The 15,768-nt window shown below is 72.7% G+C and carries 16 protein-coding genes; 11 read left to right on the top strand and 5 right to left on the bottom strand.

Going from position 1 to position 15,768, the window contains the following annotated elements; translation table 11 throughout:
- Positions 1-13 precede the first annotated feature (13 nt).
- Positions 14-1,021, top strand: coding sequence for an RNA polymerase subunit sigma-70 (locus ABT053_RS37040; RefSeq protein ID WP_350975698.1), 1,008 nt, complete (start codon positions 14-16; stop codon positions 1,019-1,021).
- 481 nt (positions 1,022-1,502) lie between these two features.
- Here ABT053_RS37040 and ABT053_RS37045 read toward each other — a convergent pair whose 3' ends face one another.
- The gene (locus tag ABT053_RS37045; RefSeq protein ID WP_350975699.1) at positions 1,503-2,066 is read right to left on the bottom strand and encodes a dihydrofolate reductase family protein; all 564 of its coding nucleotides are present in this window, start codon (positions 2,064-2,066) and stop codon (positions 1,503-1,505) included.
- Between the two features lie 150 nt (positions 2,067-2,216).
- Here ABT053_RS37045 and ABT053_RS37050 point away from each other — a divergent pair, with 150 nt between their 5' ends.
- The 4 genes from ABT053_RS37050 (at position 2,217) to ABT053_RS37065 (ending at position 4,706) form a co-directional block, all read left to right on the top strand.
- Complete coding sequence (locus ABT053_RS37050) at positions 2,217-2,459, top strand: TetR/AcrR family transcriptional regulator (protein WP_350975700.1); 243 nt, start codon at positions 2,217-2,219, stop codon at positions 2,457-2,459.
- A gap of 79 nt (positions 2,460-2,538) precedes the next feature.
- Entirely contained in the window at positions 2,539-3,033 is a 495-nt protein-coding gene (locus tag ABT053_RS37055) for a SigE family RNA polymerase sigma factor (protein WP_350975702.1), read from the top strand.
- Positions 3,030-4,130: a hypothetical protein gene (locus tag ABT053_RS37060; protein ID WP_350975704.1), complete on the top strand. Its 1,101-nt coding sequence runs from the start codon at positions 3,030-3,032 to the stop codon at positions 4,128-4,130. The genes ABT053_RS37055 and ABT053_RS37060 overlap by 4 nt, the downstream gene beginning before the upstream one ends.
- A 102-nt stretch (positions 4,131-4,232) precedes the next feature.
- Positions 4,233-4,706, top strand: a complete 474-nt coding sequence (locus tag ABT053_RS37065; RefSeq protein WP_350975705.1) for a hypothetical protein — start codon at positions 4,233-4,235, stop codon at positions 4,704-4,706.
- 126 nt (positions 4,707-4,832) lie between these two features.
- On the opposite strand, the gene ABT053_RS37070 is transcribed toward ABT053_RS37065, so the two are convergent.
- Positions 4,833-5,267: a nuclear transport factor 2 family protein gene (locus ABT053_RS37070; protein ID WP_350975707.1), complete on the bottom strand. Its 435-nt coding sequence runs from the start codon at positions 5,265-5,267 to the stop codon at positions 4,833-4,835.
- 89 nt (positions 5,268-5,356) lie between these two features.
- On the opposite strand from ABT053_RS37070, the gene ABT053_RS37075 reads away from it, so the two are divergent.
- From ABT053_RS37075 to ABT053_RS37095, 5 genes are all read left to right on the top strand, one after another.
- On the top strand, positions 5,357-5,926 hold the full coding sequence (locus tag ABT053_RS37075; protein ID WP_350975709.1) for a PadR family transcriptional regulator: 570 nt from the start codon (positions 5,357-5,359) through the stop codon (positions 5,924-5,926).
- A 282-nt stretch (positions 5,927-6,208) separates the two neighbouring features.
- On the top strand, positions 6,209-7,414 hold the full coding sequence (gene trpB, locus ABT053_RS37080) for a tryptophan synthase subunit beta (protein ID WP_350975711.1): 1,206 nt from the start codon (positions 6,209-6,211) through the stop codon (positions 7,412-7,414).
- On the top strand, positions 7,411-8,238 hold the full coding sequence (gene trpA, locus ABT053_RS37085; protein ID WP_350975713.1) for a tryptophan synthase subunit alpha: 828 nt from the start codon (positions 7,411-7,413) through the stop codon (positions 8,236-8,238). Before trpB ends, trpA begins: the two co-directional genes overlap by 4 nt.
- Positions 8,235-8,990 carry a GntR family transcriptional regulator gene (locus ABT053_RS37090; protein WP_350975714.1) on the top strand — a complete coding sequence of 252 codons (756 nt, stop codon included), beginning with the start codon at positions 8,235-8,237 and terminating at the stop codon, positions 8,988-8,990. Before trpA ends, ABT053_RS37090 begins: the two co-directional genes overlap by 4 nt.
- Positions 8,991-9,312: 322 nt before the next feature.
- Positions 9,313-10,311, top strand: a complete 999-nt coding sequence (locus ABT053_RS37095) for a DUF6183 family protein (protein WP_350975716.1) — start codon at positions 9,313-9,315, stop codon at positions 10,309-10,311.
- Between the two features lie 158 nt (positions 10,312-10,469).
- On the opposite strand, the gene ABT053_RS37100 is transcribed toward ABT053_RS37095, so the two are convergent.
- Positions 10,470-12,854: an ATP-binding cassette domain-containing protein gene (locus ABT053_RS37100; protein ID WP_350975819.1), complete on the bottom strand. Its 2,385-nt coding sequence runs from the start codon at positions 12,852-12,854 to the stop codon at positions 10,470-10,472.
- A gap of 124 nt (positions 12,855-12,978) precedes the next feature.
- Entirely contained in the window at positions 12,979-13,215 is a 237-nt protein-coding gene (locus ABT053_RS37105) for a hypothetical protein (RefSeq protein ID WP_350975718.1), read from the bottom strand.
- A gap of 318 nt (positions 13,216-13,533) precedes the next feature.
- On the opposite strand from ABT053_RS37105, the gene ABT053_RS37110 reads away from it, so the two are divergent.
- Positions 13,534-14,889: a serine hydrolase domain-containing protein gene (locus ABT053_RS37110; RefSeq protein WP_350975720.1), complete on the top strand. Its 1,356-nt coding sequence runs from the start codon at positions 13,534-13,536 to the stop codon at positions 14,887-14,889.
- On the opposite strand, the gene ABT053_RS37115 is transcribed toward ABT053_RS37110, so the two are convergent.
- Positions 14,832-15,746 carry a LysR family transcriptional regulator gene (locus ABT053_RS37115; RefSeq protein WP_350975721.1) on the bottom strand — a complete coding sequence of 305 codons (915 nt, stop codon included), beginning with the start codon at positions 15,744-15,746 and terminating at the stop codon, positions 14,832-14,834. The genes ABT053_RS37110 and ABT053_RS37115 overlap by 58 nt on opposite strands.
- Positions 15,747-15,768 lie beyond the last annotated feature (22 nt).

Raw genomic sequence — 15,768 nt, forward strand, 5'->3', positions numbered from 1 at the left:
AGGATTGACGACCATGACCGACGTTAGACCGCTGGGCGCCGACGAGGCCGCGTTCCTCGCGGCGGTCCGCGCGGAGGACACCGCGCGGTTCGCGCTCCTGACCGAGCGCCACCGGCGTGAGCTGCAGGTGCACTGCTACCGGATGCTCGCGAACTACGAGGACGCCCAGGACATGACGCAGGAGACGTTCCTGCGGGCGTGGAACAAGCGGGAGTCGTTCAAGGGCCACGCGGCCCTGCGGACCTGGCTGTACCGGATCGCGACGAACGCCTGTCTCGACTTCCTGGACAAGCGCAACGACCGCACACCCGTGCCGTCCGAGCTGCCGGACCCCGGCTCCGAGGTGCTGTACCTGCAGCCCTACCCCGACCGGATGCTCCCCGAGGACCCGCAGGAATCGGTGGTGGCGCGGGAGACGATCGAGCTGGCGTTCGTCGTCGCCGTCCAGCACCTGCCGCCGCGGCAGCGGGCGGCGTTCATCCTGCGCGACGTCCTCGGCTGGCCCGCCTCGAAGGCCGCCGACGCCCTCGAGATGACCGTCGCATCGGTGACCAGCGCACTGCAGCGGGCCCGGGTGACGATGCGCGAGCAGCTGCCCGGCCGCCGCCTCGACTGGCGGAGCCCCGCCACCCACGAGCTGACGGATGACGAGCGCGGCGTGGTGAGGTCGTACATCGACGCCCATGAGCGCAACGACCTCGACGGGCTGACGTCCCTGCTGCGCGACGACCTGCGCTTCGTGATGCTGCCCGAGCGGGGGACCTCGGTCGTCACGGCCAAGGACGCGGTGGAGGGCTGGGTCTCCGGCGGGCTCTTCCAGCGCGGCCACGACGACTGGCGCTGTGTCACCACGACGCTCAACCGCATGCCCGCCGCCGCGCTGTACCTCCGCACCCCCGACGACCCGGAGTACCGGCTGTACACCATCGCGGTCCTGCGCATCGTCGACGGGAAGATCGCCGAGCTCACCGGATTCGACGCCACCGGCAAACCATGGCTGGGCCTGCCCCCGACACTGTGATCGGACGAGTCCCCGTCGTCGACGAGTCCGGCGCGCGGGCCGCCGTCACCACCGTCACCGCCGTCACCGCCGTCATCGCCATCACCGACGTCACCGACGTCACCGCGGAATGAGCGCCCCGAGCAGCCGAACACCGACGCGGCAACGCGAACCCCACCGCCCCGCCGGCATCGCCGGCGGGGCGTCTTCATGCCCGAACAACATCGTCACGATCGACGACGCCCTCGTCCCTCGTCCCTCGTCTCCGGCAAGTCGGTCAACAGCTCACTCGGAACGCGAGGAAGGCCCCGGGGAAGGGCCCAGGGAAAGGGCCCGGGGAAGGGCCCGGGGGCCCGGGGAAGGTTCCCTCATGGCCAAGGGGCACGGTGAGCACGCCAGGAAGGATCTCGACCCGGCCTCACGAGCCCAGGACCGGGCTTCACGAGCCGAGGGCCTGGTTTCACGGGCCGGGCGTCTGGCCCGTGCTCATCTGCTCATCTGCTCATCGCCTCGTCTCGTACCGGGTCAGCAGCACGCCGCCGGGAAACATCCGCGTCTCCACCAGGTTCAGGTTCACCCAGCTGTCCAGGGTCGTGAAGAACGGCGCGCCGCTGCCCAGCAGGACCGGGTGGGTGACCAGCAGGTACTCGTCGATCAGCCCGGCCCGCATGGCCGTTGCGGCAAGTGTGGCGCCGACGATGTCCATGGGGCCGCCGTCTTCGGCCTTGAGCCGGGTGATCTCGGCGACCGCGTCGCCGGTGACCAGGCGGGCGTTCCAGTCGACCGTGGTGATCGTCGAGGAGAACACCACCTTCGGCATGTCCCGCCAGCGGCGGGCGTACTCGATCTCAGCCGGGGTGGCGCCGGGCTTCTGGTCGGCGGTCGGCCAGTGGGAGCTCATCCCCTCCCACAGTTTGCGCCCGTACAGCGCCAGGTCGGTCGCCCCCACCCGGTCGGACCACCACTGGAACAGCTCGTCGCTCGGTACACTCCAGCCGAGGTCGTCGCCGGGCGCGGCGATGTAGCCGTCCAGGCTCAGGCTCATTCCGAAGATCAGTTTCCGCATCGTGTCAGCCTCTCGTGAGTCGATCTCACACGTACAGACGGGCACGGCGCGCAAACCTAATCGGTGCGCGATCTGTGCCCGCGGGTGGTCCTCGCGCTCCGGACCCGGCACGGCGTACCCGGCCGGGCCCGAGCACCACCCACCGGCCCCTTGTCCGGTACGAAGGACCAGACCAGCACCCGGGATCGGATCGTCATCGCCGCCTCACGCCTTCTGCAGCGCCAGGGATACGTCGGCACGGGCATCAAACAGATCGCCAAGGAGGCGAAGGCCACTATGGGGTCGGTCTACCACTTCTTTCCCGACGGTAAGGAGGCCGTCGCGGTCGCCGCCATCGAGCACGGCGACCGGGTGCCACCGCGAGCGAGCGCGGGAGCCGGCTCGGGCGGATGAGGACGCGCCGGCCGAGGGGCCGGCGAGGGAGATCTGCCCGATTCCAACCTGGAGCCTCCCGGCGGAGTTGTTTCGATACATGGACCGTTACGAGGGGTTCCATGAGTTCGTACGCGCTCGCCAGCAATCGCTGATGCGGACGGCGTACCTGCTCACCGGGAACGCCCATCTCGCCGAGGACCTGTTACAGACGGTCCTCACCCGTGTCGCCTCCCACTGGGGCAAGCTCGCCAAGGGCGGCAACCCCGAGGCGTACGCCCGCAGGGCACTGGTGAACCAGAGCATCTCCTGGCGCCGGCGCAGGCACGTCGAGCTGCCCGGCGCCGAACTGCCGGAGCCCGCCGAGCCCGGGCAGCCGCACGACGAGGCGACCGTACGCCGTCTGGCCCTGCTCCAGGCGCTGGCCCTGCTCACCCCGAAGCAGCGGGCGGTGATCGTGCTGCGCTTCTACGAGGACCGCTCCGAGCACGAGACCGCGCGGCTCATGGGCGTCTCGATCGGCACGGTCAAGAGCCAGACGAACTACGCGCTGTCGAAACTGCGCGCGCTCACCCCCCAGGAGGTGTACCGATGAACATCCTGCGTGAGGATCTGCAGGCGCTGGCCGAGCGGGCGCCCGCCGTCGACCTGGCGGACCGGGCCGTGCGGGGCGCGCGCAGGAGGCGCGCGACCCGCCTGGCCGTGACGGCCGCCGCCGTGACCTGCCTGGTCGCGGGCGGTGGCGTCACGCTGCTCCAGCAGGTACGCCCGGCGCCCCCGGTCGTGCTCACCCCGCCGGAGACGGCGGTGCCTCCGCTGCCCGCCAGGGGGGCCGGGCCGGTCGAGCAGGCCTACCTGCAGCGGTGCCCGGCCCTTGAGGAGTCGTGCGCCGAGCGCGCCTGGCGGATCGTGACCGGCGGGGGCGACACCTACGAGCTGGACGAGGCGTACGAGAAGGGGCCGCTGGAGGTCACGGCGGACGGCCGCAGGATCGCCTACTACAGCTCGAAGCACCGCGGGATCGTGGTGCGCGACCTGGCGAGCGGCAGGATCTGGAAGGCGCCGCTGAAGCAGCCCGCGGAGGACTTCGCGGTCGAGTACGCCCTGCGGCTGTCCCCCGGCGGGCTGCGGTTCGTCGTGTCGGGGTGGGGCGGGCGGCGAGAGCCGAACAAGCTGGTGGACCTGGAACGGGGAACGGTGACCGACCTCAAGCGCGGGTGGTGGCCGGTGAGCGTCTCGGACGGGTCCGGGCCCGTCGTGCTCGCCAAGCCGTACGACAGGACCAGCCAGGTGTGGGTGCTCGGCCACGAGCCGATCACCATCCGGGACTTCACGTACGACTACAGCGCCCTCGCGCCCGACGGGCGGACGCTCGCCCGGCTGGGGCGGGTCGCCCCCGGCGATCGGGGCCGACAGCCGACGACGCGGCAGGGCGGCTCGATCGTCGTCTTCGACGCGCTGCGGGGAGGCGGGGAGACCCGTCTCCCGGTGTCCGGCATCGCGGAGGGGCTCCACCTGTCGAGGCTCGGCGGCTGGCTGAATCCCGCGGAGGTGACCGCACTGGCCGCCCCGGAGAAGCCGGACGGGCCCGCGTCGACGGTCTACGCGGTGGACGTGCGGACGGGCGGGAGCAGGGAGCTGTTCACGCTCCGCGAGGGCGGGAGGAACGTGGTGCCGGGCCTGGTGCGCTGACCCTATTTGACCATTAATGGCATTTCATGTCAGATCCTTCGGCAGAATGATCAACCGCCGGTCCCCCTGAAGACGGGAGACGGCCCGAGAAGGGATGGCCGAATGCGCGGGTCCACGAAGACGATCCTCCTCACCGCGGCACTGTCGTTCGGGGGGATCGTCGTCGGCCCCGCGCACGCGGCCGCCGCCCCCGCTCCCGGCCCGGAGCGGGTGTGCGGTTCCGGCTTCGCCCGGGTCGCCCAGGGCAAGCAGGCCGTGCGGACCCCCTCCGGGGCCGTGTTCGGGTACGTCCACCTGCTGTACAACCGCAGGACCGGCCACACCTGCGTCACCACGATCAAGAGCAGGAACCTCGGCGTCGCCACCTTCGTCTCCGCCACGGTCACGACGCAGAAGAGGGGGGCGAGCTCCAGCGGGGGCGGCAAGAACGAGGGCCGGCAGGTCAAGTACTACCTGGGCCCGCTGAAGGTCTACGGCAAGGGCCGGTGCGTGAGGTACTCCGGCACGATCTGGGACGACGGGCGCGGTGCCGCCGTCGCCACGGCCCGCTGGAAGTCCTGGGGCGACTGCGGCTGAGCCGGCGCACCGGAGCACGACGTCACCGAGGACCGGCGCGTCGGCGGGTGCCACCGGACCGCGTACGGCGGGAACGGGCCGCCGCACCCGGCCGGGGCGCGCCCGTTTCCGGCGACGGCGGGCGCCTCAGCGGTCGGCCGGGGCCGGGACGAGACCGTCGGCGACGAGACCGGCGAGGACCGCCTCCCCCAGGGCCTGGACCGCGGACTGCGGGCGGACCATCACGGTGAACTCCTTGATCAGGCCGTCCTGGTCGAACTGGAGGAGGTCCATGCCGTGGACCAGTTTGCCGCGTACCGTGGCCCGGAACAGCAGGACGGCCGACGCGGCCTCGGTGTCGTCGGCGCTGGTCAGCGCGGTGCCGTCGAGGTGCCCGACGTAGCGGAAGTCGTCCTCGAAGGTGCGCAGCAGGACACCGAAGAGCCCCAGGACCATGGGCCTGCCCTCGAAGGGGGTGAACTTCACCGGGCTGTACAGGCGAATGTCGTCGGTGAACAGGTCACCCAGGGCGGTGAGGTCGCGACGCTCGACGGCGGCCCGGAAGCGGTCTGTGGTGGTCATGGTTGCATCCCGGTAGTCAATAAAGTGATTAGTCACTTTATTGACTACCATGGCGGGCACTCGCCGGGAAAGAGGGAGGGGACGGCTCGATGGGGTTGCGGCACGCCGTGCTGGCGGCACTGCTGGACGAGGAGCTCAGCGGATACCAGCTGGCCAAGGCGTTCGACCTGGGCGTGGCGAACTTCTGGCACGCCCTCCCCCAGCAGCTGTACGCCGAGCTGGCCAAGCTGGAGAGGGAGGGGCTGGTCGCCGGCCGGGAGGTGGTCCAGGACACCCGGCCCAACAAGCGCCTGTTCAAGGTGACCGAGACCGGCCTGGCCGAGCTGGAACGGTTCGTGGCGACCGCGGGCAGGCCCTCCTTCATCCGCGACGACCTTCTCGTCAAGGTCCAGGCGGCCGACCACGTCGACACCGACGAGGTGATCGCCCAGCTCCTGGAGCGGGCCGCCTTCGCCGATGCCAAGATCGAACTGTTCGGCGGGCTGCTGCGGCGGATGCGCGGCGACAGGAGCGAGGAGGAGTTCCTGCGCCACGGTGACCGCGTCGGCCCCTACCTGACCTGCCTGCGCGGTCTCGCCTTCGAGCGGGGCAACCGGGACTGGTGCCGGCGGAGCGCGGCACTCCTGCGCGAGAGGCGGGCCGCCCGCACCCGGCGGTGAAGCACCCGCGCCACGTCACCCCGCACGACGTCACTTCGCGCGACATCACTCCGCGCGGCGTCACCTCGCACGACATCACTCCGTGCGCCGTCACCCCGCACGACATCACTCCGTGCCACATCACCCCGCACGGCGGCCGGACGTCCCCGGTCCCCCTCCCGGCCCCTCCCGACCCCCTCCGCGCAGCCGTGCCGTGCACCGGCGGTGGCGCGTCCCGTCTCCCCATGCCACACTCACTGTTATAGAACTCCTTGCAGAGTTATAGAACGATGGGAGAATGGCATGCAAGACGTGTCGCCGTGGCGTGAGTTAGTCCCGCCGGACGGGACGATGGGCGAGCCCCGGACACGGGGCCGATTCGGCGAGTACGGCGGGCGGTACGCGCCGGAGTCCCTGGTGGAGGCGTGCCGCGAGGTGGACGAGGCGTTCCGGGAGGCCTGGGCGGATCCGGGGTTCCGCAACACCCTGGCGCGGCTGCTCGCCGTGCACGCCGGGCGGCCGACCCCGCTCACCCCCGCCCACCGGCTGTCGGAGGCGCTGGGCGTGCGGCTGTACCTCAAGCGCGAGGATCTCACCCACACCGGATCCCACAAGATCAACAACGTGCTGGGTCAGGCCCTGCTGGCCACCCGGATGGGACGGCGCAGGCTGATCGCCGAGACGGGGGCGGGCCAGCACGGGGTGGCCACCGCGACCGCCGCCGCGCTGCTCGGCCTGGAGGCCACGGTGTTCATGGGCGAGCGCGACGTCGAGCGGCAGGCGCTGAACGTCTTCCGGATGCGCATGCTGGGCGCCGAGGTGGTCCCGGTGACCACGGGCAGCCGTACGCTCAAGGACGCCACCAGCGAGGCCATGCGGCACTGGGTGGGCGCGACCGGCGACTCCCACTACTGCGTCGGCTCGGTCGTCGGGCCGGATCCGTACCCGTGGATGGTCAGGGAGTTCCAGCGGGTCATCGGCGACGAGGCCCGCGGGCAGTGCGCCGTCGAGCTGCGGACCGGCGTACCGGACCACGTGGTCACGTGCGTCGGCGGCGGCTCCAACGCGGCCGGCACGTTCGCCGGATTCGCCGACACCCCGGCGCGCCTGGTCGGTGTCGAGGCGGAGGGCGGCGCCGGGGCGTCCCGCGGCCGGCTCGGCGTCCTGCACGGCTGCCGCTCGCTGTTCCTGCAGGACGACGACGGGCAGATCACCCCCGCGCGCTCCATCGCCGCCGGGCTCGACTACCCGGGGGTCGGCCCGGAGCACGCCCACCTGCGCGACCTGGGCCGGGCCCGCTACGTCACGGTGACCGACGACGAGGCGGTCGGCGCGGCGGTACGGCTGGCGCGCACCGAGGGCATCGTCCCGGCGCTCGAATCGGCGCACGCCCTCGCCTGGGTGATCCGCGCGGCCGGCGACGGCGACCTGGCCGCGGGATCGACGGTGCTGATGACGTTGTCCGGCCGGGGCGACAAGGACGTCTCGACCCTGAAGGAGCTGCTGTGACGAACCCGACCCTGACCGCGGGCGCGGTCGAACGCCACCTGCGTGCCCGCCGCGACACCGGCCGCGGCCTGCTCATGCCGTACGTCACCGGGGGCGTCGCGCCCGGCTGGACGGACTACCTGCGGGCGTTCGCCGACGCCGGGGCGGACGGGATCGAGGTCGGCCTGCCCTTCTCCGACCCCACGCTGGACGGCGTCACCATCCAGCGGGCCGGTGAGACGGCACTGGCCCGGGGGGCGAGCACCCGCCGGATCCTCGCCGACCTGTCCGGCGTGCCGGACCTGGGCGTGCCGCTGGTCGTCAGCACCTACTACAACCTGGTGCTGCATGACGGCCCCGAGGTGTTCTGCGCCGCGCTGCGCCGGGCCGGCGTCGGCGGCCTGATCGTGCCCGACCTGCCGATGCGCGAGGCGGACGAGCTGACGGACGTGGCCGCCGACGCCGGGATCGAGCTGACCCTGCTGGCCTCGCCGGCGACGCCGCCACCGAGGCTGGCGGAGATCTCGTCCCGCAGCCGCGGATTCGTCTACGCGGTCTCGCTGATGGGCACCACCGGCGAGCGGGCCGCCCTCGCCGCCTCGGCGGCGGAACTCACCGGGCGGATCAGGCGCGTCACCGACCGGCCGGTCTTGCTAGGATTTGGCATCTCCACCCCGGACCAGGCACGCGAGGCCCGCCGGCACGCCGACGGCGTGGTGGTCGGCGCCGCGGTCATGCGGCGGGTGCTCGACGGGGCCGGGCCGGACGATCTGCGGGCCTTCCTCGCGACCCTGCGCCAAGCCCTCGACCAGGCCCTCGACCAGGAGTGTGACCGACCACGATGACCCTCGACGCCGGGCACGAGGCGAGATACCGCGCCATCGCCGCCGACCTCGCCGCGAAGATCCGGTCGGGACACTACGCCCCCGGCGAGGCCCTGCCGCCGCAACGGGAGCTGAGCGCCTCCTACGGGGTGACCCTCATGACGCTGCGCCAGGCGTTGCGGGAGCTCAGCGACGAGAGGCTGATCGTGCAGCGGCCCGGCAAGGGCACGTTCGTCGCCCCGCCCCACCTGGCGTACCAGCTCGACTCGCTCCGCAGCCTCGTCGACGACCTGCGTAAACAGGGTCACGACGTGCGCACCGCGGTGGCCGGGCGGGCGGTGCGCCGGGCCCCGGCCCGGATCGCCGCGGAGCTGCGGCTGCGTCCCGGCGACACCGCCCTGCGGCTGGAGCGGGTCCGCGAGTTCGCGGGACGTCCCGCCGTGCACCAGGTGTCCTGGGTCCGCCGCCCGGTGGCCGACCAGCTCCGCGACCGCGACTTCACCGCCGTCTCCCTCTACACGGCCCTCGCCGACGCGGGGGTGACGGTCGCGCGGGCGTCCGAGGCGGTCCGGCCCGGCCTGCTCGACCCCGCCGCCGCCCGCCACCTCCACGAGCCGCAGGGCAGCCCGGTGCTCGTCAGCACCCGGATCACCTACGCGCTCGACGCCACGCCCGTGGTGTCCGACCACGCCACCATCCTCGGCAGCATGATGGAGATCCGCACCGAGCGCGCCGCCACCGGCCTCTCCCTCACCTGGGGCGCCACCAGCTGAGAACCCGGCTACGGGTCGGCCGCCGACCGCGACCCGGGCCGTCCCGCCCCGGCGCGGGTCACGACGGCGGTGACACCGTACGGCGAGATCCACCAGTGGCACACCAGCGGCGCGCAAGCCCGTCCGGCTATCCATGGGGTGTGAGGACGAGGAGGGAAACGACCATGGGGACGGAACCCGCGTTCGCCGTGCCCGCGTGCCGTGCCCGCCCGGCCCCGGTCGCCCTTCGCCGAGGTGACCATGGAGCAGGTGGGGCATTGGGTCGTGTTCGCGCCGCTCCGGTCACCACGGACGCCGCCGAACCGTCGCCGGGGACGCCTCCGTGAACCGGTACGCCTCCGTGAACCGGTACGCCTCCGTGAGCCGGTACGCCGACGACGGGGATCCGCACGATCCGGCCCTGTCGCGCGTCCCGGCCGACGTCGAGGGGCTGGCCGACCTGGTGCGCGCCCGGTACACCGGTGATCGCGGGCTCCGGCGGATCCGCGACCTGGCCGCCCTGCTGGCCGAGAAGCGGCCGGTCCACCGGCTGCTGCCGCTCCTGGAACGCGTCCCGGCCGAGCCCGGCCCGTGGGCGGAGCTGGTCGCCTGCCTGACGCAGGAACTGGTGGTGCGCCGCGTCGACCTGACCCGGGTGCCCGCGGCGGTGCGCTGCGCGTCCGCCCTGCGCAAGCTGGGCCACCCCCTCGCGGAACTCCCCCTCAAGCGCTCCCGGGGAGAACGTCACCTACGCCCCTGCGACTTCCCCTGGAGAGATCAGTGCGGGTTCTCCGTCCCGGAACACCCCCGGATCGAGGGGGACGCCCGGCCGGCGCGGACACCGGTGTGCGAGCCGAGGGTCGTGAGCACCGGGCGGGACGAGCGGCTCATCACCTCCGCCGTACGGCACTGGAGCAGCGCCTCGCTGGTGGTGGTCATCGAGCTCCCCCGGCGCTTCGATCCCCGGGAGATGGCGTCGGGGGTGAACGCGTTCCTGCCGGAGTCCCGAAGAGCCGAGGGCGTGCTGAACGGACGGCTGGAAAGCCTGGACACCGTGGTGGGCGAGCTGTTCACCGCGGCCTGCTGCGACGCCCTCTTCTCCTCGAAGGGGTCACGCGGTGGATACGGGAGGATGAGGGCGTGGCAGTCGGTCGCGGGCCTCGTCCGTGCCCCCGCCGACGCCTCCGTGCACCGGATCAACGAGCTCGCCGCCCGATGGACGTGGATGGCGTTCGGGATCACCAGGCGGGAACCGTACTGGGTGGACCGGGAACTCGCGATCGGCGCGCTCAGCCCGCGCGGGAACGTGCTGAGCCTGCTGATCTCCCACGACACCGACTGACATCGCGTGACCGGCACTCGCGTGAACGGCGACGCTCATCGCGATCACACTGGGCATGACCAGATGATCCCCGCTTCGGTCACCTGTCCCCCGGACGGTCCGATCACCCGTTCCATCGCGCGGGACGGCGACCCGGCGCCGCCCGCGAGCGACCCCGGTCAGGCGCCGACGTAGGCGGCGAGGTGCTCGCCGGTGAGGGTGGAGCGGGCGGCGACGAGGTCGGCGGGGGTGCCCTCGAAGACGATCCGCCCGCCGTCGTGACCGGCTCCGGGACCGAGATCGATGATCCAGTCGGCGTGCGCCATCACCGCCTGGTGGTGCTCGATGACGATGACCGACTTGCCGGAGTCGACGAGCCGGTCGAGCAGGCCGAGCAGCTGCTCGACGTCGGCGAGGTGCAGGCCGGTGGTCGGCTCGTCGAGGACGTAGACGCCGCCCTTCTCCGCCATGTGGGTGGCCAGCTTGAGCCGCTGCCGCTCGCCGCCGGACAGCGTGGTGAGCGGCTGGCCGAGGCTGAGGTAGCCGAGCCCGACGTCGGCGAGCCGGACGAGAACGGCGTGCGCGGCCGGGGTGCGGGCCTCGCCCGCGCCGAAGAACTCCTCGGCCTCGACCACCGACATCGCGAGCACCTCACTGATGTCCCGGCCGCCGAGATGGTGGTCCAGCACCGACGCCTGGAACCGCTTCCCCTCGCAGTCCTCGCAGGTGGTGGAGACACCGGCCATCATCCCCAGGTCGGTGTAGATGACGCCGGCGCCGTTGCAGCCGGGGCAGGCGCCCTCGGAGTTGGCGCTGAACAGCGCCGGCTTCACCCCGTTGGCCTTCGCGAACGCCTTGCGGATCGGGTCCAGCAGCCCGGTGTACGTCGCCGGGTTGCTCCGCCGCGAGCCGCGGATCGCCCCCTGGTCGATCGAGACCACCCCCGCGCCGGCCGGGAGCGACCCGTGGACGAGCGAGCTCTTGCCGGACCCGGCGACACCGGTGACGACGGTGAGCACCCCGAGCGGGATGTCGACGTCGACGTCGCGCAGGTTGTGCGTCGCCGCGCCGCGGATCTCCAGCGTGCCGGTGGGCTTGCGCACCGTCTCCTTGAGGGCGGCCCGGTCGTCGAGGTGGCGGCCGGTGATGGTGCCGCTGGCCCGCAGCCCCTCGACGGTGCCCTCGAAGCAGACGGTGCCGCCCGCCGTACCGGCGCCGGGGCCGAGGTCGACGACGTGGTCGGCGATCACGATCGCCTCCGGCTTGTGCTCCACGACGAGCACCGTGTTGCCTTTGTCCCGCAGCCGCAGCAGCAGGTCGTTCATCCGCTGGATGTCGTGGGGGTGCAGGCCGACGGTGGGCTCGTCGAAGACGTAGGTGACGTCGGTGAGCGAGGAGCCGAGGTGGCGGATCATCTTGACGCGCTGCGCCTCGCCGCCCGACAGCGTGCCCGACGACCGGTCGAGCGAGAGGTAGCCCAGCCCGATCTCCACGAACGAGTCCAGGGTGTGCCGCAGCGAGGCGAGCAGCGGCGCCACCGACGGCTCGTCGAGGTCGCGGACCCACCCGGCCAGGTCGCTGATCTGCATCGCGCACGCGTCGGCGATGCCGATCCCGGCGATCCGCGACGACCTGGCCGCCTCGCTGAGCCGGGTGCCGTCGCACTCGGGGCAGGTGGTGAAGGTGACCGCCCGGTCCACGAACGCCCGGATGTGCGGCTGCATCGCCTCCCGGTCCTTGGACAGGAACGACTTCTGGATCTTCGGGATCAGCCCCTCGTAGGTGAGGTTGACGCCGTCGACCTTCACCTTGACCGGCTCCTTGTAGAGGAAGTCGTGCATCTCCTTCTCGGTGAACTTGCTGATCGGCTTGTCCGGGTCGACGAGGCCCGACTCGGCGTAGACCCGCACGGTCCAGAAGCTGTCGGACTTCCAGCCGGGGATGGTGAACGCGCCCTCGGAGAGCGACTTGGAGTCGTCGTAGAGCTGGGTGAGGTCGATGTCGGAGACCGCGCCCTGGCCCTCGCAGCGCGTGCACATGCCGCCGACGCGGGTGAAGGTCGCCTTCTCGGTCTTGCGGGCGCCGCGTTCGACCGTGATCGCCCCGCTCGCCCGGACCGTGGGGACGTTGAACGAGAACGCGTTGGGCGAGCCGATGTGCGGCTGCCCGAGCCGGCTGAAGAGGATGCGCAGCATCGCGTTGGCGTCGGTGGCCGTGCCGACCGTGGAACGGATGTTGGCACCCATCCGCTGCTGGTCGACGATGATCGCGGTCGTCAGCCCTTCGAGCACGTCGACCTCGGGCCGCGCCAGCGTCGGCATGAAGCCCTGCACGAAGGTGCTGTAGGTCTCGTTGATCAGCCGCTGCGACTCCGCGGCGATCGTGCTGAACACCAGCGAGCTCTTGCCGGAGCCGGAGACGCCGGTGAACACCGTCAACCGGCGCTTCGGGAGCTCGATGCTGACATCCTTGAGGTTGTTCTCGCGCGCGCCGTGCACGCGGATCAGGTCGTGGCTGTCGGCATCGTGCGGCGCGGGCGACTGCGCGTCCGTCCCCGGGGGCATGCTCATCGTGTCTCCATCTGTGTTCGGCGTCGCCTGGGTCGATCTAACCAGTTTCGGGCGGTACGTCTGGTCGTTCTGGTGCGCGAGGGTTCTCACGTGCCACTCGTCCGGGTCATGACTGTGATCACCGGACGGCTCGGCGGAGCTCGTCGACGCTGATCGGGTCGCCCGCGCGGTCACGGAAGGCGCGGTCACGGGCAGCGTGCGCTCGGTCACGGACACTGTGCGCTCGGTCGCGGACGCCGTACGGACGCCGGGCCGCCTCTCGGACGCCCTCGGCACCGAGGGCCTCGCGGTGGAAGGCCGGTGAGGCGCCCGGGGCGTCGCGCGAGAGGAAGGCCGCGTGAACGGTGATGTCCATGGGGACCACGCTAGGCGCGGCCCGGAGGCCGGCGCTTCTCGAATACTGATCGGTCCGGCCACCCGTCTCGCCACGCACGGCGGCATCGCGCGAGATCACGCGGACGCCGCGCCGGGACGGATCCGCTGGTCACCGGCCCCGTCGTACGTCGCACCGGAGCCCTCCTCCAAACCCGGGACGGGCCCGGTGTGACGGCCGGTCCCGCTCACCCGTCACACCGGGCCGCCGCCGATGCTTCCGCGGCTCGGACGGCACTAACCTGGGGGCACTTTTCACGTTGAGTTTTCGTGTCGGATGAGTCGGATGAGGAGCCATTTGATGTCGCCGGTTCTGGAGAGTACGGCTCGGGCGCTGCTGCGCAGGATCGCGGTGGAGCAGGCCCAGGGACGCCTGCCCTCGCTGACCGCCGCGGTGGTGCGCGACGGGGAGCTCGCCTGGTTCGGCGCGCGGGGCCGGGTGGAGGGGATCGCCCCCACCCCCGTCACCCAGTACCGCATCGGCTCGATCACCAAGAGCATGGTCGCCGCCGTGGTGATGCGGCTGCGCGACGAGGGGAAGGTCGGCCTGCTCGACCCGGTCGGCAAGCACATCCCCGACCTCCGGTTCGGCGAGGTGAGCGTCGCCCAGTTGCTGTCGCACACCTCGGGACTGAGCGCCGAGTCCCCGGGACCGTGGTGGGAGCGGACCCCGGGGGTGCCGATCGCCGAGCTCGTCGCCGGGCTCGGCCCCGAGGCGGCCAAGCACCGGCCGGGGCGCCGCTTCCACTACTCCAACGTGGGCTTCGCCCTGCTGGGCGAGCTGGTGGCCCGGCACCGCGGCGTGAGCTGGGCCCAGGCCGTGCAGGAGGAGATCCTGCTGCCCCTGGGCATGCGCGACACCACCGCCCGGCCGCGCGCGCCGCACGCCACCGGCTACGCCGTGCACCCCTGGGCGGACGTGCTGCTGCCCGAGCCCGAGCACGACGCGGTCGCCATGGCCCCGGCCGGGCAGCTGTGGTCCACCCCCGCCGACCTCGCCCGCTGGGCGGCGTTCGTGGCCGGGGACACCGGGGACGTGCTCGCCCCCGACACCCTGGCGGAGATGCGCGAGCCCGCGGCCGTCGACGACGCCGACGCCTGGACCAGCGGGTTCGGCCTGGGCCTGCAGCTGGCCCGCGCGGGCGGGCGCCGCCTGGCCGGTCACAGCGGCTCCATGCCGGGCTTCCTGGCCACGGTGTGGGCCGACCCGTCCGACAAGGTCGGCGTGCTGTTCACCGCCAACTCCACCGCGGGCGTCAGCCGCAACCTGCTGACCGACCTGCTGGCGATCCTCGACCAGCACGAGCCGCGCCTGCCCGCCGAGTGGGAGCCCGTCGCCGACACCGCGGGCCTGCTGGAGCTGGTGGGTCCGTGGTACTGGGGTCCCAGCGCGTACGTGCTGCGGCTGCTGCCCGAGGGCGGCGTCTCCCTCAACCCGGTCGGCGGCACGGGGCGGGCCTCGCGGTTCGCCGCCCAGGCCGACGGGACCTGGCTGGGGCTGGACGGCTACTACGCGGGCGAGACCCTGCGGGTGGTCCGCAGAGCCGACGGCACGCCCGGCCACCTGGACCTCAACACCTTCGTCTTCACCCGCACCCCCTACGACCCGGAGGCGGAGGTGCCCGGCGGGGTGGACGAGGGCGGCTGGCGCAGCTGAGCGGCGAGCGCGGCGGCCGGGCCGGTGGCCTCGGCGTACAGGGCCTCCACCCGGTGCACCACGCGCGGCGCGCCCAGCGGCACCCCCCGCACCGCCCCGGCCGCCGTGGTACCTGTGGCCGCCTCGGTGGCCACGGACGCGGGCAGCAGGGCGAGCCCGTGCCCGGCGGCGACCAGGTTCAGCACCGTGCGCACGTCCTCGCCGTCGTAGCGGGACGCGGCGCGGAACCCGCCCCCGCCGGCCAGCTCGCGCAGCCGCTCCACCGGTACGGCGACCGGTGCCCGCAGCCACAGGGCGTCGGTCAGGTCGGCCAGGTCCAGGCCGCGCCGGTGCGAGAGCGGGTGACCGGCGGGCAGGAGTACCACCAGTCCCTCCTCCGCGACCCCGAAGCCCGCCAGCGGTCCCACGTCGGGGAGCCGCAGCGGGTCGCTGGGGGCGGCGATCCCGTCGACCAGGCCGAGACCGGCCGCGCCCGAGGCGACCTCGGCGGCGACGCGCTCGCGGGCGACGGTGCGCAGCACGCATCCCGGGGGCAGGCTCCGCACGATCGCCGGGACGCAGGCCAGCGGGGAGGCGGCCACGGTCAGCCGCCCGGCCGGTCCCGCCGCGGCGCGCAGCACGTCCGCGCGGGCGGCCCGGTGGCGCAGCAGCAGCGGCCCGGCGTGTTCCAGCAGGCGCTCCCCCGCCCGGGTGGGCGTCACCGGGCGGCGGTGCAGCAGCTCCAGCCCCAGGTCGGCCTCCAGCGCGGCGATCTGCTGCGAGACCGCCGACTGGGTGTAGCCGAGCTCGGTGGCGGCGGCCGAGAAGGACCGCCGGTCGGCGACGGTGACGAACGTGCGCAGCAGGTGCGGGTCCACGGTGCATCAGTATCGCTTATCG

Source organism: Streptosporangium sp. NPDC002524, assembly GCF_040295985.1.
In the GTDB taxonomy this organism is placed as follows: Bacteria; Actinomycetota; Actinomycetes; order Streptosporangiales; family Streptosporangiaceae; genus Streptosporangium.

Excerpts from the sequence above, each read along its gene's own strand:
- ABT053_RS37040 (WP_350975698.1), top strand. The coding sequence starts at position 14 with ATGACCGACGTTAGACCGCTGGGCGCCGACGAGGCCGCGTTCCTCGCG.
- ABT053_RS37045 (WP_350975699.1), bottom strand. The coding sequence starts at position 2,066 with ATGCGGAAACTGATCTTCGGAATGAGCCTGAGCCTGGACGGCTACATC.
- ABT053_RS37055 (WP_350975702.1), top strand. The coding sequence starts at position 2,539 with ATGGACCGTTACGAGGGGTTCCATGAGTTCGTACGCGCTCGCCAGCAA.
- ABT053_RS37060 (WP_350975704.1), top strand. The coding sequence starts at position 3,030 with ATGAACATCCTGCGTGAGGATCTGCAGGCGCTGGCCGAGCGGGCGCCC.
- ABT053_RS37065 (WP_350975705.1), top strand. The coding sequence starts at position 4,233 with ATGCGCGGGTCCACGAAGACGATCCTCCTCACCGCGGCACTGTCGTTC.
- ABT053_RS37070 (WP_350975707.1), bottom strand. The coding sequence starts at position 5,267 with ATGACCACCACAGACCGCTTCCGGGCCGCCGTCGAGCGTCGCGACCTC.
- ABT053_RS37075 (WP_350975709.1), top strand. The coding sequence starts at position 5,357 with ATGGGGTTGCGGCACGCCGTGCTGGCGGCACTGCTGGACGAGGAGCTC.
- trpB (WP_350975711.1), top strand. The coding sequence starts at position 6,209 with ATGCAAGACGTGTCGCCGTGGCGTGAGTTAGTCCCGCCGGACGGGACG.
- ABT053_RS37090 (WP_350975714.1), top strand. The coding sequence starts at position 8,235 with ATGACCCTCGACGCCGGGCACGAGGCGAGATACCGCGCCATCGCCGCC.
- ABT053_RS37100 (WP_350975819.1), bottom strand. The coding sequence starts at position 12,854 with ATGCCCCCGGGGACGGACGCGCAGTCGCCCGCGCCGCACGATGCCGAC.
- ABT053_RS37105 (WP_350975718.1), bottom strand. The coding sequence starts at position 13,215 with ATGGACATCACCGTTCACGCGGCCTTCCTCTCGCGCGACGCCCCGGGC.
- ABT053_RS37110 (WP_350975720.1), top strand. The coding sequence starts at position 13,534 with ATGTCGCCGGTTCTGGAGAGTACGGCTCGGGCGCTGCTGCGCAGGATC.